This window comes from Candidatus Competibacteraceae bacterium, assembly GCA_016713505.1.
GTDB lineage: Bacteria > Pseudomonadota > Gammaproteobacteria > Competibacterales > Competibacteraceae > Competibacter_A.
The window spans coordinates 2,015,130-2,037,449 of sequence record JADJPA010000001.1; the positions used below are offsets into that span (position 1 = coordinate 2,015,130).

17 protein-coding genes are annotated in these 22,320 nt (G+C 60.2%); 2 read left to right on the plus strand and 15 right to left on the minus strand.

Annotated elements, in window-relative coordinates; translation table 11 throughout:
- Positions 1-13: 13 nt before the first annotated feature.
- The gene (locus tag IPK09_09115) at positions 14-1,519 is read right to left on the minus strand and encodes a class I SAM-dependent methyltransferase (protein ID MBK7983771.1); all 1,506 of its coding nucleotides are present in this window, start codon (positions 1,517-1,519) and stop codon (positions 14-16) included.
- 16 nt (positions 1,520-1,535) lie between these two features.
- Complete coding sequence (locus IPK09_09120) at positions 1,536-2,567, minus strand: glycosyltransferase family 2 protein (protein ID MBK7983772.1); 1,032 nt, start codon at positions 2,565-2,567, stop codon at positions 1,536-1,538.
- Between the two features lie 138 nt (positions 2,568-2,705).
- On the opposite strand from IPK09_09120, the gene IPK09_09125 reads away from it, so the two are divergent.
- Together IPK09_09125 and IPK09_09130 are read left to right on the plus strand one after the other, a co-directional pair.
- Entirely contained in the window at positions 2,706-4,808 is a 2,103-nt protein-coding gene (locus IPK09_09125; protein ID MBK7983773.1) for a glycoside hydrolase family 99-like domain-containing protein, read from the plus strand.
- Positions 4,802-6,217: a glycosyltransferase family 4 protein gene (locus IPK09_09130; GenBank protein MBK7983774.1), complete on the plus strand. Its 1,416-nt coding sequence runs from the start codon at positions 4,802-4,804 to the stop codon at positions 6,215-6,217. The genes IPK09_09125 and IPK09_09130 overlap by 7 nt, the downstream gene beginning before the upstream one ends.
- A gap of 73 nt (positions 6,218-6,290) precedes the next feature.
- On the opposite strand, the gene IPK09_09135 is transcribed toward IPK09_09130, so the two are convergent.
- The 13 genes from IPK09_09135 to IPK09_09195 all read right to left on the minus strand — a co-directional run bounded on the left by IPK09_09135 (position 6,291) and on the right by IPK09_09195 (position 22,319).
- Positions 6,291-7,898 (minus strand): hypothetical protein, encoded by a 1,608-nt coding sequence (locus tag IPK09_09135; GenBank protein ID MBK7983775.1) that lies wholly within the window; start codon positions 7,896-7,898, stop codon positions 6,291-6,293.
- 11 nt (positions 7,899-7,909) lie between these two features.
- Positions 7,910-8,632, minus strand: a complete 723-nt coding sequence (locus IPK09_09140) for a class I SAM-dependent methyltransferase (protein ID MBK7983776.1) — start codon at positions 8,630-8,632, stop codon at positions 7,910-7,912.
- Between the two features lie 127 nt (positions 8,633-8,759).
- Positions 8,760-9,500, minus strand: coding sequence for an SDR family oxidoreductase (locus IPK09_09145; GenBank protein ID MBK7983777.1), 741 nt, complete (start codon positions 9,498-9,500; stop codon positions 8,760-8,762).
- 13 nt (positions 9,501-9,513) lie between these two features.
- Complete coding sequence (locus IPK09_09150; GenBank protein MBK7983778.1) at positions 9,514-10,818, minus strand: FAD-binding oxidoreductase; 1,305 nt, start codon at positions 10,816-10,818, stop codon at positions 9,514-9,516.
- A complete protein-coding gene (locus IPK09_09155) occupies positions 10,815-12,239 on the minus strand; it encodes a UbiA family prenyltransferase (protein MBK7983779.1) in 1,425 nt (474 codons plus the stop codon). Before IPK09_09155 ends, IPK09_09150 begins: the two co-directional genes overlap by 4 nt.
- The gene (locus IPK09_09160) at positions 12,236-13,207 is read right to left on the minus strand and encodes a flippase-like domain-containing protein (GenBank protein ID MBK7983780.1); all 972 of its coding nucleotides are present in this window, start codon (positions 13,205-13,207) and stop codon (positions 12,236-12,238) included. The genes IPK09_09155 and IPK09_09160 overlap by 4 nt, the downstream gene beginning before the upstream one ends.
- 42 nt (positions 13,208-13,249) lie before the next feature.
- Positions 13,250-13,804: a hypothetical protein gene (locus tag IPK09_09165; protein MBK7983781.1), complete on the minus strand. Its 555-nt coding sequence runs from the start codon at positions 13,802-13,804 to the stop codon at positions 13,250-13,252.
- A complete protein-coding gene (locus tag IPK09_09170) occupies positions 13,794-15,812 on the minus strand; it encodes a glycosyltransferase (protein MBK7983782.1) in 2,019 nt (672 codons plus the stop codon). Before IPK09_09170 ends, IPK09_09165 begins: the two co-directional genes overlap by 11 nt.
- Positions 15,813-15,833: 21 nt before the next feature.
- Positions 15,834-16,496, minus strand: coding sequence for a hypothetical protein (locus IPK09_09175; GenBank protein MBK7983783.1), 663 nt, complete (start codon positions 16,494-16,496; stop codon positions 15,834-15,836).
- Positions 16,497-16,561: 65 nt separating this feature from the next.
- Positions 16,562-17,305: a class I SAM-dependent methyltransferase gene (locus IPK09_09180; protein MBK7983784.1), complete on the minus strand. Its 744-nt coding sequence runs from the start codon at positions 17,303-17,305 to the stop codon at positions 16,562-16,564.
- A gap of 70 nt (positions 17,306-17,375) precedes the next feature.
- A complete protein-coding gene (locus tag IPK09_09185; protein MBK7983785.1) occupies positions 17,376-18,758 on the minus strand; it encodes an ABC transporter ATP-binding protein in 1,383 nt (460 codons plus the stop codon).
- Positions 18,748-19,593, minus strand: coding sequence for an ABC transporter permease (locus tag IPK09_09190; GenBank protein MBK7983786.1), 846 nt, complete (start codon positions 19,591-19,593; stop codon positions 18,748-18,750). Before IPK09_09190 ends, IPK09_09185 begins: the two co-directional genes overlap by 11 nt.
- Positions 19,594-19,598: 5 nt before the next feature.
- Positions 19,599-22,319 carry a tetratricopeptide repeat protein gene (locus IPK09_09195; GenBank protein ID MBK7983787.1) on the minus strand — a complete coding sequence of 907 codons (2,721 nt, stop codon included), beginning with the start codon at positions 22,317-22,319 and terminating at the stop codon, positions 19,599-19,601.
- Position 22,320: the final 1 nt, after the last annotated feature.

Here is a 22,320-nt window from a genome sequence, read left to right on the forward strand (position 1 = left end):
ATGATGTCACGCTTCAACCACGCCAGCGCCGCCGCAGTCCCGCCCACACTCGCTCGCGCCAGGAGCCGCGCCAGGTTTCGATTGCGGCGGCCCGCTCGCTCGACCGCGCGGCCAGAATAGCCAATTCCTTTTCCAGCGCGCTTTTGGCCTCCGTTTGAACGGCCAACTTTCCTTCCAAATCCGTGCTTTTGGCGATCCAGGCCGCCACGCTTGCTTCCAGTTCGGCCGCTCGATTCGCCAACGTCGCGTTGCTGGCTTGCAATGCCTGCATCTGCCCGGTCAACGCGGCCTGCAACGCCGCCGCATCCCGGCGCGGGACGCAATCCTGAACCAATGCCAGATAATCCAGCGACATCGGCCAGGACAGTTCCACGGCTAGCTCACCGCCGCCCTGTAATGACGCCAGCGCCGAAGCGGGAACGGGCAGTTCCAGATTCGGATCTTCTCCGGCCAGCAGCACCAGCAACCCATCGGCGGCAGAATCCCGTTCCGCAAACGCCAGTTGCTGGCCGGGTCGGGCCGCCAAGCTGGCGCGCTGGCCGTCCCACTGCCACAGCAACCGATTCTTGCCATCCCGCAAGGCCAACGCATACAGCCGCAGCACGCCCGGACGATCCGAGAGATCGAGACGCAACGCTTCAGGAGGGCTGGCAAGCTCGGGAACCGAAAGCAGTACCGTTTGCCGGGTTGCCCCGATCCGTCCCCAACGCACGCGGCTGTCGCTTTCCCGGTAACTTGCCTCCGGCGCGCGCCAAAACAGTTGACAGGCAAACCGCAACTCAGGCGCCGGACATGCCAGCGGCGGCAATTCGATCCCGTCCGCCTCGGTCGCGGCCCGCGCCGAAACGATGTACTGATAAACCAATGCCTCCGGCCGGCCCAACAAACCGCGCCGCAGAGCCGGTGGCAGGGCATCCAAATAACGGCCCGCGAACTCGGACTCTCGCAAATCTCGAATCACCACATCGACTGCCACCGCCCGCAACTGGGTCTCTTCCAACAGCCTCACCAGCGAGCGAAGAGTAAAAAACCGCAGATGAGTTTCGTCAAGCAAACCTTCCGGGCGGTAGCGGAAATCTCCGGCCAGCAAATCGGCGATCAAGCCCGCATAAGCCACGTTCGGCACGGAGGCGAGCACCTGACCGTTTGGAGCCAGCAGCTCGCTCAATTGGGCCAGCAGGTCGGCGGGCCGACGCAGATGTTCCAGAACGTCGGCGCAGATGATGAAATCGTACCGGCGGCCGGCACAGGGTTCGACCAGCGCGATCCGTTCCAGATCGGCGCAGTGCAAGCGGCGGTACCACGGCGCGGCTTCGGCCGCGGCGGCGGGATTGGACTCGACGCCGTCCACGATGCAATGCAGTCGCTCCGCCAGATAGCGCCCCAACACGCCCGGACCCGCTCCCAAATCGAGAACCTGACTGCCCGGCCGGACCAGCCGGGCGAGCTTGGCCAACGAATCCTGACCGTCAGGGTCCAGCGCGCGGTGGTAAACGTGAACGGCGGGAACGGCGGACATGGCCCTCAACCCTAGTTCAGCCGCGCCGGCAGAGCGCCAGCAAACCGTCCTGCATCCGTTCGCGCAGACGCCAGGGCGAGACGCGGCGTTGCGACTGCACGATGGCGCGCTTTCGCCAACAGCGCGGCAAACCGCGCAAGGCGGCCCATTTCGCGCGCAGGATAATCCGGCCTTGACCGCGCAGCACAAACCAAACCACTTCGATCAGATTCAACAGCAGATGCTGCGGCAGATACCGCCAGAACAACGGTCCCGGCATATTTTTGCACCAAGTCCAAACCAGATTGCGATGGCCGTGATAGATCGAGAACGCGCTGCGCCGGCCGGTCAGCGCCGAACCGACGTGCCGGACGACGGCATCCGGCACGTAGCGGCACCGATGCCCGCGCAATTGCAGTCGAAAACCCACATCGACATCTTCGAAATAGCAAAAATAATCCTCGTCGAAACCGCTGATCTCACAAAACGCCTCGCGGCGATAAAGAGCCGCCGCCGCGCAGGCCGCAAAGAGTTCGCCCGCTTCGCGCTCCTCTGAACTCACAGGCCGGCCGTGGTCGCGCCGCCAGGCCAAGCCGCTGACATGATAGATGTCGCCGGTGCCATCCAAGCGATTGGGATCCCAGGCATCCACCAGCCGCGATCCGAAGCTGGCGCATTCAGGATAAGCGCCCCCCGCTTGCAGCAAGCGCTCCAGCCAATCCGGCGCGGGAAAGGCGTCGGGATTGAGCAAAGCCAGCCATTCCACCTCGCCCGCTTGCCGCGCCGCTAGGTTGTTGGCGGCCGCGAAGCCGATATTCTGCGCCATTCGAACCAGCGCGACGCCGGGATACTCAGCGTCCAAACGGTCGGCCGAACCGTCCTGGCTGGCGTTATCCACCACGATGACCCGCTCGGGCTGGCGCGTTTGCGCGCGCACGTGGCGCAAACACTCAGCCAGCAACGCGCCGCTGTTGAAATTGACGATGATGACCGCCACGCTCGCTGGCACTATCGCGCTCCACGGCCGATCACCGACCTGGGTCCTGTTATCGCTGATTCGGTTCCACATCGGAGGGCAATGCCCTAGAATGCCGCTCCGGTTGGCATCCCGTTTCCGGAAAGGGTGCCACGATAGCCGCTCCATCCAGCCGAAATCAACCTCAGCCTACCCGGCGACCACAACCCCCCGACCTCACCGACGATTGTTATGCCCAGCAAAATTCGCATTTTGGCCGGCCGCGGCGCGCTCGTCGTGTATCGTCGGCTGCCGCTGCCGCTGCCCGTTAAATGGCGCATCAAATCGTTCCTGTACCGGCATTTGGGTCCGCTGCTAAAGAGTAGCGCCAACTATCAACAATGGTTGATTCAGACCTCGGCCGGCCAGCCGGCGACCGGGCCAGCACCTGATTCAACCCACGCCTTGCCACCGCCTCCCACACCGCCGGCCATGGTGAAAATCGGCCCGCAAGGCGTCGAAGGCTTGGTGGCCGGGCTGGCATTCACAGCGCCCGAGGAGCCGCTGGTTTCGGTGATCGTGCCGGTGTTCAACCAAATCGACTATACCGCGTGCTGTCTGGCCTCGATCCACCGCCAGCCGCCCGCTGCCCGTTACGAACTGATCGTCGTGGACGATGGCTCCAGCGACGCCACCGAACGCCTGCTCGGCGCGATTCCGGGCTTGCGCTATCTCCGCAACCCGGAAAATCTCGGTTTTCTGCGCACCGCCAACCGGGGCGCGGCCGAGGCGCGGGGCCGTTACCTGCTGTTTCTGAACAACGACACCCAAGTTCTGCCAGGTTGGCTCGACCGGCTGCTGGAGGTCTTCGCCACCCGCTCAGATGCCGGCGTCGTCGGGGCCAAGCTGATTTATCCGAGCGGCCATTTGCAGGAGGCCGGCGCCGCCCTGCGTCAGGATGGGACGGTGGATTTGATCGGTTTGAACGACGATCCCGCCAAACCGCAGTACAACACCCTGCGGGAAGTCGATCACTGCTCCGGCGCGGGCCTGCTGATCGAAACCGCCTTGTTCCGGGAGCTCGGCGGCTTCGATGACATTTACGCGCCGGCCTATTTCGAAGACTGCGACCTGTCGCTGCGCGTGCGGCAGCGGGGCCGCAAAATCTATTATCAGCCCGCCGCCGAAATCATTCACCATCTGAGTGTCACCACTCAGCAAGACGGCCACAAGGCACGCCAGATCGAGCGCAACAAACACCTTTATCTGGAGCGCTGGGGCTCGACCTTGCAAGCGCTTGACCGAGTTCGACTGATCGCTTTTTACTTGCCGCAGTACCATCCGATTCCCGAAAACGACCACTGGTGGGGCAAAGGCTTCACCGAATGGACCAACGTCACCAAGGCCGTGCCGAACTTCGTCGATCATTACCAGCCGCGATTGCCGGCGGATTTGGGCTTTTACGATCTGCGCGTGCCGGAAGTGCGCGAAGAACAGGCCGCTCTGGCGCGGCGGTACGGGATTTACGGCTTTTGTTATTACTACTATTGGTTCGCCGGCAAGCGTTTGCTGAACCGGCCGCTGGATGAGGTGGTGCAATCCGGCCGCCCGGATTTTCCGTTTTGCGTGTGTTGGGCCAACGAAAACTGGAGCCGGCGCTGGGACGGTCTGGATTCTGAAATCCTGATCGCTCAGGAACACTCGGATGAGGACGATCTAAACTTCATCCGCACTCTCGAACCCGCCTTGCGCGACCACCGCTATATTCGAATCAACGGCCGGCCGTTGCTGCTGGTCTATCAACCCGGCTTGCTGCCGGACGCGACCCGGACCGCCGCAATCTGGCGGCGTTACTGTCGGGACGCGGGCATCGGCGAACCGTATCTGATGGTGGTGCAAAGCCTCGGGTTTACCGCCGATCCGAACAATTTCGGTTTTGACGCCGCCGTCGAATTTCCGCCTCATGCCATGTCGGTGCTGGCCGAACGCCCGGCGCAGGTGCTAAATCCCGATTTTCAAGGCCGGTTTTACGATTATCCCGCCACCGCCGAATTTTTCATGAACCGCCCGCCGATGCCCTACCCGTTTTTCCGTACCGCGATGCCCTGCTGGGACAACACCGCCCGCCGTCAGGATACCAGCGATATTTTTCTCGATAGCACGCCCGACCGCTACCAGCGCTGGTTGCAACATCTCGTCCGACAGACTCGCCAGTTGAAGTTCGGCGAAGAGCGCGTCGTATTCGTCAACGCCTGGAACGAATGGGCCGAGGGCAACTATCTGGAACCGGACAGAAAATTAGGTCACCGCTACCTGGAAGCCACCCGCAGCGCCCTGGACTTGCGGCAATGTTAGGAACGGGGTTGGTGGTCCGTTCGCGGCGGCTCCTGGGCGCTCTTCGCACCGCCTTGGGCCGTCATGCCGGCTTGCTGGGATTGCTGCGCCGAAGCATTGCCGTTTTGCGCGCTGAAGGCTGGTCGGGCATCGTTTTGCGGTGGAAATTGCTGTTCGGCGCGCAACGCCGCAGCGAACCAAACCCGCCAATGGATCGCGACGGGTCCGATCCGTCCGATCCGAACAATCCCACGCCCTCAGCGCCGCCGGATACTCGCTGGCGCCAGCGCCATCGAACCGACTTGCTACCGGGCGCTGTTTTGGTCGGCCATCCCTATGCGGTGCTGGGGAGAGGTGAGGACGTGCGCACCGGAACCTGCGCTTTCGCCGCCGCCGCTATTCCTTTCACGCTGCGCAACACCTTTGGCGATTACGGCAAGGAAATGGCGGTTTTCCAGCAGAATTTTCCATACCTGGATCGAATCGATGCCCGCATCGCCCGCAAGGCCAATGTGTTTTATCTCAACGCCAATGAAATGGACGACGCTTTTGTCCATCTCGGCGCGAATTTCTTCACGGGTTGCTACAACATCGGTTATTGGGCTTGGGAGCTGAGCGCGTTTCCAGATGCGTGGCTGAGCGCGTTCCGTTACGTGGATGAAATTTGGGTGCATACGCGCTTTATTCAACAAGCGGTTGCCGATAAAGCGCCCTGTCCGGTGCTTTGTATGCCGGTCGCGGTGGAGCCGGTCAGTTCCGCGAAATTTTCGCGGGCTTATTTCGGGTTGCCCGACGATGGATTTCTAGTGCTTTTTTTCTTCGATTTTCGTTCCTTCATTCACCGCAAGAATCCTGAAGCGGCATTGCACGCCTTCTTCCTCGCCTTTCATCATGAGCCTGCTACCTCAGCCAAACTGATCATCAAAGTGAACGGCGCGGACGCCCGGCCTGACGACTATCAGGCTTTTCTGGCTTCCGAGGCCGTGCGCGATCCACGGGTCATCCTGATCGATCGGATCATGGAGGATTGGGAGATTACGGAACTGGTCCGGCTGTGTGATTGTTTTCTGTCGCTGCACCGCTCGGAGGGATTCGGGCGCGGTTTGGCGGAGGCGATGTATTTTGGCAAGCCCGTCATTGCCACCGGTTATTCCGGTAATGTCGATTTCATGAACGAAGCCAATTCTTGCTTGATTGATTACACGCTGATTCCAGTGGGTGCCGATCAATACCCCTATGGAGCCGGTCAAATTTGGGCCGAACCGGATGTGGAACAAGCGGCGTGGTATCTGCGACGGCTGGTCAAGGAACCTGAATACGCTGCGGAAATCGGTCAGCGCGCCGCCCACTATATTCAAACTTATCACAGTTACGCCGCAATCGGCGCTCGCCACCGGCGGCGGCTGGAAAAGCTTGGTTTACTGGGTTGATCTCAACCGATTTTCAAGCTTCCATTCATAGAGACAACAGGAAAAACTTCAATAAATATAATTTATTTCCTCACTAACTCTTTCGCTTATAGAGATAGGCTCCTCGCTTCAAATGCAGATCCCAATAAGGATGCGTGAACTCCCCGACCAATTCGTAAGCATTAGAGAACCAGGGTCGTTCATGAGGTGAGTATTTCCCGGGCCACGATACGATCAGATAAGCTGGCGCATAAGTTGTGAAAGGATAGTCCAAATTTCCCGTCATAATGTTTTTCGCGACACCAGGGCTTGTCAGCCCAAGCTCATCGACGGTCTGATAGCGAGGACCCAACTTAAAACCCAGCGCTCCAGGCTCGGCAGTCGCTATTGAGGTGCCGTTTGGTTCATGAGTTTTTAGATAATCGATAATTGGATCATAGCTAGTCAGTTGCAAATTCATATTACGCTCAATCAATAATTGATGCAGGTCGTAACGCAAAGCATTAAGATTAATAAAAATCAAAGAGGCTGCTACCACCAATACGATCACTTTTATCTTAAAAAGTATAGGCGTCACTTTATTCCAGAATCCCTCCAAAAGATCAACCAGCGCGAGAAGTCCACACAACACTAAAATTACACAAAGGGGAAATACATACCAAAACCAGAAGCTGACATTAAGCAAGCTGTAAAAAATAACCTGTCCAAAACCAAAAGCCAGCAAACAACTAATAAAAGCCAGCAAACGATTGCCAAGCAAACCCCACCATGCCTGCAACCCTTTTTTACTCAGAATATGCATCAATAAACTACCAGAAATGAGCACCACCACTGCCATGACGATTGTCCATCTCAGGCGTTGCATGAGTTCTCTTGAGGTAGCTTCAATAGTAAAACTCCTAAAATCACCGAGAAGCGGTTGTGCACGTTTAGCAATCAAAGTCTCAGGGAATACTTGGCCAAAGTAAAAACCACAGAACCCAAACCAAAGAAATGAAATCAATCCATATCCGACGAGCAATAGAATTAATCGATGACGATAGTTTTCTGTGAACCCCGAATGTATCCACAATAAAAAGAGCCAAACTGCCAATATAACGGCATACAAGAGCGAATCTGGCCGAAAAGTCGTTGTTATACCAAGCAAAATTCCGGCCCAAAAAGAATGCTCCCTATAGATTAAAAGGTAGCCAGACCACCCCAAAAACGCTAAAAACAAATAGGTTTCATGTCCAGCAGCGGCGCTCATATATTCAGCCGGAAACAAGTAAAGAGCAAATACTGATGAAATCAAAAAAGCCCAATGCTGGGCAATATGGTGCAACACTATTCGATACGCCAAGATTACAATGGCCCCAATCGAAACAGCCGAAATCCAATGAGCAATCAAAGGAATCTGATCTCCACTCAGCCAAGGCAATTGGCCTAGCCATAATGTAGATAGACCATCGACTATCCATGAAAGTCCAGCAAGCAAAATAGCCATTCCCATCGCGGTAGAACCAAAATAACGTTCCCTTTCATTAAAAACGAGTCCAATTCCAAATTCTAGGTTTTGTGCATAACGATAGGTAATATAGGAATCATCCAATCCATATAGATCATTGTAGCGAATATAAAAAAAAACCAAGACTGCAAGAAGTAAAAAGATGGTTAAATTCATTAATTGCGATGGCAATTTCACCTTAAAATGATTCATCATGAAAAGCTCTTTTATTTATTAATATCATTGATTCGATTCAGATCATTCTTGGTCATTACAAATACATCCATAAACTCGCCATCAATTCCCAACTTCCGATCATGTAACACATAAACGCTAGTCCGATAGCCGCTCCAGCGTTCGACCAATTGGAGAAAATCCGCGCCGTAATCCCAAGTGACCAAAGAACCCTCGGCGGAAATCGGATTGCCGTGATAGGCCGGCTCCAGAACATGAATTACTTGGCCGCCCTCCAAGCGGGCGCGCTGGCGGCTTTGCAATAAATCCTTGTGCTTTGGTGTGCTAAAGACATGCATTCCTCCCGGTCGCAACACGCGCGAAATTTCCGCCAATGCTCGCTGCGGTGAAAAAACGTGTTCGAGCACATCCTGAGTGATAAATAGATCGAAGCTTTCGTCAGCGAAGGTCAGTTGTTCGAGATTCTCGCAGCGCGCTCCACCACGGCTTTGACCCGGCTCCCAATCGTCGAAATAGTAAGAAAACGAATATTGCGAACAGTGATCGCGAAAGAACCAGAAGCTAGGTGAGCTTTCATGAATGAGGGTTTTTTTCCAATCCGGCCGCACGAGATTGAGCACTTGTACCAGCGCGCGTTGGCGAGGAATACTCTGGCATTTCGTACACAGGTAATGATCGCGCAGCCAGGCTTGTTCGGCGACGAATCGGGTCGGTCCTTCACAGATCGGGCAATATCCTTCATGTTCAAAGAGCATCGATTGCCTCCGAGCTATTCTGCTCATCCACCGACGCAGTCGCCGACGCCAAAAACCGAAATACGCCCTTTTTAACGCAAGCATTTCGATGGATCACGATCAGGGCTAGCTACTACAGCGCCGGGCGCTAGAGCTTCAAGCGTTTGAAGATACTTTCTGGAATGTGACGTATCACTAGCATAATCCACCGCCAGAATCCAGGCAGATAAACCACATCGCGGCGGCGTTCGACAGCGGCGACGATGCCCTTCGCGATCTGATCGGGCCGCGCCCACAGTAGCCCTTTCTTTTCGAACGCGGCGGTCATCGGCGTATCCACGAAGCCGGGCTTGATGGTGATGACCTGTACGCCCTTAGCGCTCAACCGGTTGCGCAGCCCTTGCAGGAATAGTCCAACCATCCCCTTGGACGCGCCGTAGATGTAGTTGCTTTGCCGGCCCCGGTCGCCGGCGACGGAGCCGATCACCACCAGCACACCGCGCCCGCGCGCCTCGAAGGCGTTCCCCAACAAAGTGGCGAGGCTGATAACGCTGAGCGCGTTGGTATGGATCGCCGCCAAGGTCCGCTCCACCGACTGCTGGCAGGCGATCTGATCGGGCAAGACACCATGCGCGATCAGGGCGATATCGATGCTGCCCAAGGCGCGTGTCGCCCGTTCCACCAGCGCCGGATGGTGCGCCAACAAATCCAGATCGAGACTTTCGGAATGGACCGACTGGCCGCTGCGAATTTCAAGGTCGCGGGCGATGGCGGCCAACTTTTCAGCATTGCGTCCGATCAGATAAAACCGAGCGCCAGCAGCGGCGAAACGGCGGGCGGTCGCTTCGGCAATGGCGGAGGTCGCTCCGATAATCAAGAGGTTGCGCATGATGAAGGTGCTCTCAGCCGGCCATGACCCGACGCCAGAAACTGGAGGAAAAACGCGGGTCGATGAAATTCGCGAAGGTGGACCAGTTCGGAAAATAGTGGCGGAAGTGGTCGCCGCTCATCCGGGCATCCTTGGCGGGATAAACCGCCCCGCCGGCCTGCCGGGTCACTTCATCGAGCCGATCCAATAAATCGAGCGTCTTCTGGCCCAGATTGGGAAAATCCAGCGCCAACGTCACGCCGGGTCGGGGAAAGGACAACAACCCTCCTGAAGTCCGCTCGCCGAAACGCTTCAATACGGCCAACATCGAACCTTGGCCGCTGGCGGCGATGCGGCCGAGAATTTCCCGCAAGGCGGCGCGGGCCGCCGCCGGTGGGATGACGCACTGGTATTGGAAAAACCCCCGTTTGCCGTACAGCCGGTTCCATTCCAACAGATTGTCCAACGGGTAGAAAAACGGCTGATATGGAAGCAACGCCCTTGCCGGGCGCGGCAGATGGTAGTAAAGCTGATTGAAGGCGCGCACGCTCCAAGTATTCACCAACGAGACCGGCGGCGCGAACGGTACGCTCAGCGACCGTCGCGGCGGGACCGGAGCCGCGACCCCCGGCGGCGCGTGCATCCCCGCCAGGTAAAGCCCTCGTCCCAAACTTTTACCGGCCGCCGCGCAGTCGATCCAAGACACGATATACGGATAACGCGCCTCGTACTCGTCGTTCAGCGTAAAAAACTCCTCCAGGCTGGCGAAGCGCCGGTTCTCGGCCACGATCCAGGGGTTGGCGATGCGCTGCAACTGGATTTCGACCCACGCGATCAACCCGGTCAGGCCCAAGCCGCCGACCGTGGCCCGAAACCAGTCGGCATTGGTATCAGGACCGCACGTCAGGCGCGTTCCATCCGAACGCAGCAGCTCGAAAGCGCGGAGCTGCTCGCCAAAGCTGCCGGCGAGGTGATGGTTCTTGCCGTGCACGTCATTGGCGACGGCTCCGCCCAAGGTGACGAACTGAGTGCCGGGCGTGACCGCCAAAAACCAACCTTGCGGGACGACCAGCGCCAAAATCTCCGCCAGCAGCACCCCGGCTTCCGCCCGCAAAACACCCGTGGCCGGATCGAAGGCGATGAAGCGATCCAGTCCCCGCGCCAGCAGCAGCGTACCGCCATCGTTCAGGCAGACATCGCCATAACTGCGACCGTTGCCGAACGCGAGCACCCGCTCCGCGCGCGGGGAGAAAGAATCGACTCCCGGCGCCAAGGCCCGCCGGTTTTGCCGGACGGGCGGATAACGTCCCCAAGAACCGAGCGACGCTTGACCGGTCACAGCGCGCTCCAGAAGATAAGCGCTCCGATCAAGACCAACCCTTGGCTGACTCTGTCGGTCAACGCGAAAATCACCGGATCGTCGGGCATCAGGCCGCGATGGGCCAACAGCCACACCCGGCTGATCCAGTACAACAACAGCGGGCAGAGAAAGCCGATCAGCAGCGGGTGCCGGTAAAGGTGTTGGACGTCGGGACTGTTGATGTAGAGCGCCAGCACCAGCACCGCCAGATAGCCCGCGCTGCCGCCCAAGCTTTGCAGGATGGCCAGATCATCGACCTGATAGCCCCGACCGCGCGCGTCCAGTTCGCCACGCTGCAACAGGGCGTGCAACTCAGTGTAGCGCTTGACCAGCGCCAAACTGAGAAACAAGAACATGGAGAAGGCCAGCATCCAAAATGAGAGCGCAAGCTGCGCCGCCACCGCGCCGGTGATGATCCGCAAGGTATACAGCCCGGCCAATACGATGGCGTCGAGCATCAGTACCTGCTTGAGCCGGAGCGAATACGTCAAGGTCAGCCCGTAATAAACGACCAAGCAGGCGCTGAATTCAGGCGGATTGACCGCCAGGCTGAGCAGGAACGCCGCCGACAACAGAACCGGCACGGCCACAGCGCCGTGCAGGATCGGCAAAGTGCCGGCGGCGAACGGCCGGCGGCACTTGCGCGGATGGCGGCGGTCGGCGGCCAAGTCCAGCAAGTCGTTGAGCAGATAGACGCTGGAGGCGCACCAGCCGAAACTGAGGAACGCCAGCAGACAAAGCCCGATTTTTCCCGCATCGTTCCAGGCGTGAGCGGCCACCAACGGCACAAAAATCAGCACGTTCTTCAGCCATTGATGCAGCCGCGCCGCCCTGAACCAGCGCTTTAACCGCGATCCCTTATCGTCGAACACCCGTTCGAGTTCGGCGCTGGCGCGGGCCAACGCCGTCACCTTGGCGCTGGCGTTGACCGCGATGGCGCGGCGCGAATGCCGCCACACCGCCACATCCACGGCGGAATTGCCGGCGTAATCGAAGCCGCGTTCCCCATACAGCGCCACCAGTGCTTCGGCTTTGCGCGCACCGGCCAGATTCCGCTCGCCCTCGGTGGCGATCACCTGATCGAACAAGCCCAGGTATTCCGCGATCGGTTCGGCCAAGCGGCGATGCGCGGCCGTCACCAACACCAGCGACCTCCCCTGCTCGCGCTGCTCGCGCAGAAAATCCAAAAACGCCGCATGATAAGGTAGCGTCTCGATGTCCAGTTCCGCGAGCGCGGCCAGTTCCGCCTTGAGCCGGACTTTACCGGCCGCCAGCCAGCGCGGCCAATGAATGACAGCCAGCGGTCGGTGCTTGAGTTGAGCGAAGGCCGATTCCAGCAACAAATCGGAATTCAGCAACGTGCCGTCGAGATCGACGCACAACGGAACGGTTGTACTCATGGCGTATAATCTACCGGAACCACGGGTATCTCAGCCTTCGGCGGCGCTTGACCGCTCAGACCCAGCACCGCCACCGCCAGACCGCCTAGCGCGACCGCAAACCACAGGGTTGCCAGCCGACACAACAGAGTGATGGCGACCGCCGTCGCGCCGTCCGCGCCAAACGCGATCAGCAATCCTCCCATCACCACTTCAGTGCCGCCCAAGCCGCCGGGCAAAAACGACAGCGCGCCGGCCAGCACCGCAATGGCATAGACGCCGATACCGGCGGCCAAGGTGATCGGCACCCCCATGTCGCGGGCGCTCCAATACAGCGCGAGACCTTCCAACCCCCAGCCCAGCACTCCCAGCGCCAATCCGAACAGCAGCAGGCCGGGGCGCAGCAACACCGCCGTCGCGCCAAACAACCGACCCAGCCGCTCAACTTGCTGGCTGAACCGATGGCCCCGCCCCCAAGCCCGCAACCGCTCCGGCAAGCCGGGTCGGGTCACCAGCCCGATCAAGCCTAGCGCCAAACCCCAGGCTACTCCCACCAACCAGGCATAATCCGGTCGAACCAGCAAGACCAGCAGCGCCAACAGACTCATCGCCAGCACGTCCAGCAGCCGCTCCACGAACAGCGCCGCCAGACTCTGGCTGTAGGGTACGCCGCAGGGGAACAGATAAAGCGAGCGAATCGCTTCTCCGGCCTTACCGGGAGTCACGGTCAGTATGAAACCGGCCAAATAATAGAGGACATGCCGCCGGCGCGGCAGGCGGTGGCCCAACGCGGCGATATAGCAATGCCAGCGCCAGAACCGCAGCAGATAGTTCAGCAGCGACAACAGGAAAATTCCGAGGACCGTCGCCGGATGGAGGCGACCGAAGGCCGCCAACACGGCATGGCGGTCGGCGAGCAGCACGCCGGCCAGATACACCACCGCCGTCAGACCGATGCTGAGAGTCAGGGCGCGGCGCTTGCTCGACATAGGCTTAAAAACGATTCCCTTCAGCGTTCAAAAAAGCCCGACCTATGGAAGGTCCGGCGCACGCATCACTCTGCCCAACCGGCCGAACCACCGCAGCGGTTTCGTCACTTTCCAGGATGAAGACCCTTGCAGATCGGTTAGATTGGCCCGCAACGTCGCTGTGTCATTGGCGGATATCGCCGCTTCGCTCCGGCTGCGCTCCAGTTCCACGGCCAACCGTTGCAATTCGGCTTGCTGCGCGGTCAACGCGGCGTTCATGCGCTCGTTGTCGGCTTGCCGTTCATCCAGAACCGCTGTCAGCCGCGCTAGCTCCGCTTGCAGTCGCTCGCGTTCGTCCACCGAGCGCCGCAAGGTTTCAAGAAAGGTTCGCGCCGTGCTTTTGGAAAGGCGTTGCTGCGGATATTCGAGCTTGAGAATTTGCTGCAACAACGCCAGCAGATCGCTACGGTTCAGGCCATCCAGGCCGACGCCCAAGTCCATGGAAGGCGGATAGTAATAATCCGGCTCCAACAGCAGGCTTTGCCAATCGCCAGGCGTCGCTTCGGCCAACGGCCGCAACGGTTCGGCGTACTGCCTCAAATAGTCCTCAGGCGTCATGATCGGCGTCTTCCAACGGCGAATTTTCAAGATGATCGCTTGCCGGAACCGGAACGTTCGCCGCTTGAGCGGCAGCCGCTTCGACAGTCGAGGGTTCGGCGCTACCCTGCTTCAGCAGGCGCACGAACAAATCGTTGCATTCCGCCACCGGCAGATCCCAATCCACCAGCCAAGCCTGGGGATAGTCGGTCAGCCGCTCGCTCAATGCGCCCAACCGGGGCGCCACGATAGGCAACCCCGTCGCCAGGGCATAGCTGAGCGTGTAAGAGTAGGTTTCCGGGCATTGACCGGGGAAAAAAATCACATCCGGCCGTTCCCGACCGATCAGCAGCGGCAATTCGGCATTGTCGTACAGTCCCGAAAAAGACAGCGGCAGTTCCGGCGCTTGCCGGACCGGCCAGTCGGCGGGACCGATCACTCGAAAAAACAACGGCAAGCCGCGCGCCTTGGCATCGGCCGCGCAAGCTTCCAACCGATAAAGTCCTTTGGCGGGACTCAGCCGGCCCAGCGCCAGGATTTTAAGCTCGCCGCAGGGCAGCGCGCGCGGCACGGGAACCGTGATTGGCGGCTCTGGGTGCGCCAACTTGAGATAGCGGGCGTCGGGGACGTAGCGGCGCATCCGCGCCAGCATGTCTTCCGACGCCACGATCACCCGTTCGGCTCCGGCCAACAGCCCGTAAAACAACTCGCGCCAGGTCACGATATCCAAGCCCCATAGCGCCGGACGCTCGGCCAGGCAAGCGTTGCAACCCGCCACAGCGGGTTCGCCACAATAGCGGTCATCCGCCAGGGTCAAGGTATATTGCGGGCAAATGGGGTAGTAATCGTGCAGGGTAAAATCGTAGGGCAGCCTCAAATCCTCCAACAGTTGCAGGGCTTGGCGGTTCATGCCGATGACGTGATGGACATGCAACCGCACGATGCCCAAACCCTTGAGGACATTGAGGAGCTTCGGATAGCCATGCGGCAGGGTGAAATAGCCGCGCCACTCCTCGCCGCTTCGTGCCCACTCGACGCTCACGCCATCGGATCCGGTCGGCCGCAGAATCAAGACTTCAAAATCCGGCTCCAACAACTCGGCCAAATCCCGAATATGTTTTTCCGTGCCGCCGCCCCAGTGATGGGTCAGAAACAGCAGGCGCGGGCGCGGCGAACGGCTCAGCCGACAGGTATCGACCCGCCGCCGCAACAGGCGGGCCGGATCGCGGTTGCAGTAATCGCCGATCAGGGTCAAATAGTGCGGGTAGCGCTCCAGGATTTTCCGTTCCGCCTCGGCGCATAGCGCCTTGGCCTCGGCGCCGAACGACACGCCGCCCCGGTGATAAACGAACACGTCACCGGCCAACAAGTGTTTGAATCCGACTTCGGCCGCCCGCAGGCAAAACTCGTTTTCCTCGCCGTAACCTCGCGGGAAAATCCGGGCGTCGAAATACCCGACCTGATCGAGACACGCGCGCCGGATGTACATGCAAAAACCCACGGCGGTGGGCAGCTCGACGCTCGAACCGGCATTGACCTCGGCAAAGGCGCGATCCATTGCGGCCAGCGGCCAATCTTCGGGCAATGGATTGTCTTGATTGAAGCGCGGATAGCCGCAAATGGTACCGTTATTGGTAAACGGCGTGACCGTGCCGACCTTGGGGTCGCTGCAAGCGGGGCGGCGCAACCGATCCAACCAGTCGCCATGCACCTCGGTATCGCTGTTGAGCAGCACCACATCACGGTCGGGATGCAGGATCATGCCCCGGTTGACGGCGTTGACAAAACCGGTATTGGCGGGATTTTCCAACAAGGTGATCGCGCCGGCCTTGGCCAGCTCGCGCAGCCAGCCCGCCAGTTCCGGCTCCGGGCCGCAATCGTCGACCACCACGATTTCGCGAGCGGTACGCTGGGGAAACGCCAGCACGCTGTCCAGACAGCGCCGGGTCTCATGCAGCCCCTTATAGACCGGCACGATGACATCCACGACGGCCGCGCCGGTCTCGGCCGACGCAAAATCAGCGTCCATCACGTTCCCTCCCGCCCGGCGCTACTCAGACTCGCTGGCACCGGAGCTGACCCGCCTGAGATAGCCCTTGGGATTCCAGGTAATGAGAAAGGACTCCTTGCTCCTGTCGATCTCGAAGTCCCCGTTCTCTCGCACGAACGCCTCAATCGCTTCATACGGACCCGGAGCGGGCCCCACCGCTAACCCATGATGGCAAATACCATCCTCGACGATAAAATAATCCCCCGGCTTTAACAGAGCCGAATACGTCCGCAATACCTCCAGGGTGTTCTGATAAGTGTGCGAGCTATCCTCAATAACCAGCACGCGGTCGTTTTCGGCAATCAGTTTTTTGACATCCGCAAAACACTGACAGGCATCGCCTTCAATGAAGGTGATCCGACTGTGCTTCTTCACCCGTTCGGGTATCGACTGATGGGAGATATCGATACCGATGATCTTGCCTTTGTCTAACAGATCGCAAAGATGCGCCAAGGACAGGGCGGCGCCACCGCTGGCGTTACCGATTTCGATGATGACATCCGGCTGATTTTCGTAAATCAACTCCTGATAAACCCAGTGATCGAGCGGATTTTTTAGGGCTTTTATCCCAAAATAAGTGGTTTGATTCATGATCCGCTCCTGGATGATCGCCAAGGCATCCCTCAGCGGCATATCCAGCTGTTCTTCCATATAGCACGCCATTTTTTTCTCTTTTCCTTACCGTCGCATCGCTCGAAAAAACCGTCCCGCGCCCTCGGCGCGCCCGCTCAGGCGCTACGCCGCCAGTAAACCCCCGCCCAGTCGATCTCTTGAATGGGGTCCACGATGCCCTGTTGCTGGCGAAACTCCGCCACGGCCGCGCGGCAACCGGGAACCACTTTATAATCATCGACAATCACATAGCCGCCGACCGACAGCTTGGGATAAAGGTGCCTCAGCGCATCCCAGGTCGATTCGTACATATCGCCGTCGAGGCGCAACACCGCCAGCCGGTCGGTCGGAACGCGGGGCAGCGTGTCTCGAAACCAGCCCTCAAGAAACACCACCTGCTCGTCCAGCAGCCCGTAGCGCTCGAAATTGGCTTGAACCTGTTCCAGAGACACCGCCAGATAAGCGTGCCGGTGATGGCTGTCGCCGGCATCTTCTGGAAATTGCGCCGGATTCGGCTCTGGAAGACCCGCGAAGGAATCCGCCACCAGCACTCGCCGATCCGTCACGCCGTGCGCTTTCAGGATGGCGCGCATGAAAATAACCGCGCCGCCGCGCCAGACGCCGGTTTCGATCAAATCGCCCGGAACGTTGTCGGCAATCGTCTGCTCGACGCAATACTGCAAGTTATCGAGGCGCTTCAGGCCGATCATGGTATGGGCCACCAGCGGCCAATCCTGACCGCTCTCGCGCAGCGGCCTGGCGTAAGCCGGCGCCTGCCAGGGACCGGCGTTCGGATCTTCATAGATGCTGTTGGTGAGGATCTTCTTCATCAGATCGAGATAAAGCGCCGCCGCTTGCATGATCGAATCCTGAACCGGTTGTGCCACCAAAAAAGCCGCCTGAAACGAGCCCCGCCTCCGCGCGAACGAGCTACCAACGACCCGCGGCCAGCTCGATCTCCAGCATCGGAATCCCGATCAAACCGTGCTGCACGCTGCTGGCATGGGACTTGAAAACCAGCACGTCATGGTACCAGCAATGAGTGACGTGATCCTGCTGGATGCCCGATGCGGCGGCGACATCCACCGCATAATCCCCCACCGGCAACACCGGCATTCGGAAGGTAAAGCGGGCTGTCAATTCCTGACCCGCCGCCACCGGCCGGGGCTCGGTCGAATAGCTCAGATAGGTATTATCGCCGAAAAGATGCTGGCCGAGCCGATCCTTGACCAGAAAGCCGACGATCGGGCTGTCGAGATCGACCAACGCCCGCGCCCGCACCACCAAGGTCACGATCTCGCCGCCCACCACCCACTGTAACGTGCCGCCTTGTCGGTCCTGCAAACAGGCGTCGACGATGCGGACCGCGCCGGTGCCGCGCGCTTCCACCTCGGGCCGAAAGGCAAACAGCTCCAGATCGTTGCGGAAGCGGCTCTGGTTTAGAAACGCCAAGCGCTGATCGACCAGATCGACCGGCGGCCGGTCGGCCGCGAGGGCGGGCTGATCCCCAAAAGACCGCTGCGCCAGCTCCATGCCGGAGCTCTGAGTTTGAAACAAAGTCGCCAGATAATGCTCGCAAACGGTCTTGGCCGATCCGGCCTCGCGCAACCGGCCCTGCTCCAGCCAGAGCACCCGGTCGCAGAGGTTGATGACCGCCGCCGTGTCGTGGCTGACGAAAAACAGGGTTCCTTTCTCCTGAAACTGACGCAGGAAGCGCATACATTTCTGGACAAAAAACACATCGCCCACCGCCAACGCTTCGTCGACGATCAGAATATCGGCTTGCACATGGGCGGCCACCGCGAACGCCAAGCGCACCGCCATGCCGCTGGAATAGGTCTTGACCGGCTGGTCGATGAACTCGCCGATATCGGCGAAGGCCAGGATCGCGGGCAGATAGCGTTCGATTTCGGCATCGTCCAGACCGAGAATCGCGGCGTTGAGATAAACGTTTTCCCGCCCGGTGAATTCGGGATTGAAACCGGTGCCGAGCTCCAGCAGCGCCGCGACCCGCCCCCTGACCGCCAACGTGCCCAGCGTCGGCGCCAGCGTGCCGCACAGCAGCTTGAGCAAGGTGGACTTGCCGGAGCCGTTGCGACCGATCACGCCGATGGTCTCGCCGCGTCGGACCGAGAACGAGACCTGTTGCAAGGCCCAGAATTCGCGGTGGTAGCGGCGGCGGCCGCGCCACAGCATCTGTTTCAAACGGTCCTGCGGCCGCTCGTAAATCTGATAGCACTTGCCGGCGTCCAGCACCTCGATGGCGATGGCATCCGCCTCGTCCGAGGCTGTCACGGCGGCCTCAGAGCACATCGGCGAAACCTTGGCGGGTGCGGGCAAACCAGTACGCGCCCAGCAGCGCGACCAGCGCTGAGGCGCTCAAACAGAGCAAATAAGGCCCCCAGGCCGGCGGCTGGCCAAACAGAATAATTCCGCGAGTCTGTTCGATCACCAACGCCAAGGGATTGAGTTGCAACCAGGGTCGGAGCGGGTCCGGCAGGGCGGCCATCGGATAAAACACCGGACTCAGGAACATGAACAGTTGCACCAGCGGCGCGATCAAGTGCTGGATGTCGCGCATGTAGACACCCAGCGAGGCCAGGAACCAACTGCATCCCAACACGAACAGCACCAGCGGCAACACGACGACCGGCAACAGCAAGACCGTCCAATGCCATCCACTGCCCAAGGTCAGCTGGAGCAGCAAAATCACCACGAACGTGGCCGCCAGCGTCAGCAGGCCGGACGCCACCATCACCGCCGGCAACATCTCCAGGGGAAAGATGACGTTCTTGACGTAATTCGAATGCGTCATGATCAAGCCGGGGGCGCGGCCGAGGCATTCGGCGAGAAAGCTGTAAAGCGCCATGCCCACGAACAGGATCAGCGCCAGTTCGCCGAGCGATCCTTCATTTCGCCCCGCCCAGCGCATCTTGAAGATCACGCCGAAAAAGAAGGTAAACACCAGCAACGACAGCAACGGCAGCAGCAGCGACCACGCGACCCCCAGGTAGGAACCCCGATAGCGCTCGGCGAAATCGCGGCGCAGCAGCTTGAAAAACAGCGGGCGCTGCCACCAGGACTGACGCAGAACCCGATACAGCACCCATTCCCGCCGTGCCGCCGCGTTGGATTCCGTTCGCCGCATCGCCATCAACCACCAACCGGCGGCAGCGGCCGAACCCGCAACGGCGCGGGTGGCAACCCTCCGGCATGGCGTTCCCAGATCGAGCGATAGGCGCTTTCCAGATGGCGGGCGAAACGGTCGGTGTCGAACAGCGGAGCCCGCAAGCGATTCCGCCACAGCGTTTCCCGGAGCCGCTGCAATTTCGCGGGATGATGGGCCAAACCGACGGCTTGCGCCTCGTAATCCCGCAAAGAAGCGGCGATGAGTTCCGGCAAGCCGACCGCCCGGAGCAAGCTGGCGGCGACGCGGGCCGGGAAAGCCTCCCCCGGACAGGTCAGCACCGGCAAACCCGCCCAGAGCGCGTCGCTGGCGGTGGTGTGGGCGTTGTAGAGGCGAGTGTCCAAAAACAGATCGGCCAAGCGATGGCGCTCCAGGTGCCGGGCCTTGGGCAGGCGCCCGGCGAAGATCAATCGCTCGCCCGCGACACCGTGTGAGCCGGCGTTGGCCCGCAATCGCTCATGGACTTCCTCGCTCTCGCCGTACAGCCACAAGACCGAACCAGGCACCTGCTGAAGAACCCGCATCCAGAGCCCAAACATGAGCGGTTCGATCTTCTGAACCTGATTGAAACAGCAAAACACGAACCCGCTTTCGGGCAACCCTTGATCGGCTCTGCGCACGCCGGTTTCCGCAATATCCTGCCAGCGGTCGTTGACTTGATAGCATTCGGGCAGCCAAACCGGTCGCTCGGTGCAAAACTGGGTCTGTTCGGGCGGCAGCACCACCGGATCGACCAACAGATAATCCAAATAATCCGCGCCGCTGGTGCCCGGAAAGCCCAGCCAGCCCATTTGCAGCGGCGCGGGCCGCAAGGCGAACAGTTCCGGTCGGGCGTGGTTGGTGTAGGTCATCAAATCGACCAGAATCTGGATGCCATCGGCCCGGATCCGCCGTCCGGCCGCGCCGTTATCCAGCTTGGACAGGTCGATGAAATGCTCGCAATCGTCGTGAATCTGGCGGTAGTAAGCGCTGCCGTCATCCTCGCGCAAGCTATAGACGTAAATCTCGAACCGGTCGCGGTCGTGGCAGCGAAACAGCCCCCGCATCAGATGGGCGGTCGGATGCTCGCGAAAATCGGCTGAAACATAACCGACTTTAAGCCGCGCTCCTTGGCCAAGCAACGGATCGAGCGACGGACCATCGGCCGCCGCCAACGCGGTCACCGTTTGAGCCGAGCGCCGCGCCTCGGAACGGGCGATGGCCAGTCGCAATTCATCCGGCAGCGGCAGGAACAGCGCGCGGAACGGCAGCAGCGGCGAGGGCTCGCCGCGCGCCAGACTCGCCGCCGTCCATCGCTCGACGGCGGCGATCCGGCTCTCGTAATCCTGCCAGTCGCCGTGTTCGAGCCGGCGAAACTCGTAATTGATCCGCACCAGTTCGGGCGTGACCGGCGGCGGCGGGGAATCCACCGGCCGGCTGTGAAACGGACCGTCGTGGTAATTGGCGCGAAAAGTTCGCGACGCCAACCGATCGGCGGCCGAGAAGCTGGCGCGCGCTTCGGCAAAACGATCCAAGCCGGCCAACGCCTCGCCGCGTTTGGCATGGAACTCCCAGTTCTCGCCGATCGTCGCTGGCGGCAAGGCATCCAGCAACGCCAGCGCCTCTTGAAATCGGCCGTTGGCATTGAAAGCCGCCGCCGCCGCCAGCCGTTCATCCGCCTGCTCTGGGCTGGCCACCGCCAGCAACCGTTCCGCCGCCGCCACCGCTGGGCGATAGCGTTCCTGGGCCAGCAGGATCGCGATTTTCCCCCGCAGCAGCTCCGGCTGATCGGGATACCAACTCAAGCCCTGCTCGATCCAGACCGACGCCGGCGTTGTCTGGTTCTGTCGCAGCAAAGCTTCGGCGGCGGTCAACAAAATGCCGGCGACGGGTTGTCCGGCGGCGCGCAGCGATTGAACGACGCTTTGCGCCTCCGCATAACGTCCCAATTGCAGCAGCGCCAGCGCGCGGTTCAATAACGCTTTGAAATGCTGTGGCTGGCGGGCCAGCAACCGATCCAGCGCCGCCAGCGCGTCTTGTGGCTGCGCTAAATCCAGCAGAATCGCCGCACGATTCAGCAGCGCGACCGGCGAATCAGGCTCGACCGCCAACGCCGCATCGACGGCGGCCAAGGCGTCGGCCGGGCGCTGCATGGCGCGCAGTACCAAGGCTTGATTGAGCAACGCCGGGGCATGTCCCGGCCGCAAGGCCAGCGACCGCTGGAACGCCGTCAGCGCCTCTTCATAACGGCCGAGACCCAACAGCGCCGAACCGCGCGTCGAATGCGCGACAGGGTGATCTTGATCCAGGCTCAAGGCCGCCTCGGCGACTTCGAACGCCTCGGCGCAGCGTTCCAATCTCAGCAGCGCATTCGCTTGATTGAGCAGCGCCGCCAAACGGTTACCGCCTTTCATCTGGGCGACTTGCTCGGCCAATTGCAAGGCTTGGAGGTAGTGGCCGAGTTCGAGAGAGGCCGCCGAGGCCAGCAGCAGCGCCGTCGGATTTTGTGGCTCCAGCCGCAGCGCGCATTGCAACGCTTGCAGGCAATCGCCCGCTTGGTGCATGTCGTAGCGCAACTGAGCCAGCCGCAGCCAATGAGTGGCTCGATGGGGCGCGAGCTGGCAAACCCGGGCGTATAAATCCCTGGCTTGCGCCAATTGCCCGTCGGCCGCGAACCGCTCGGCCTGCTCTCGCAACCCTTCAACCATC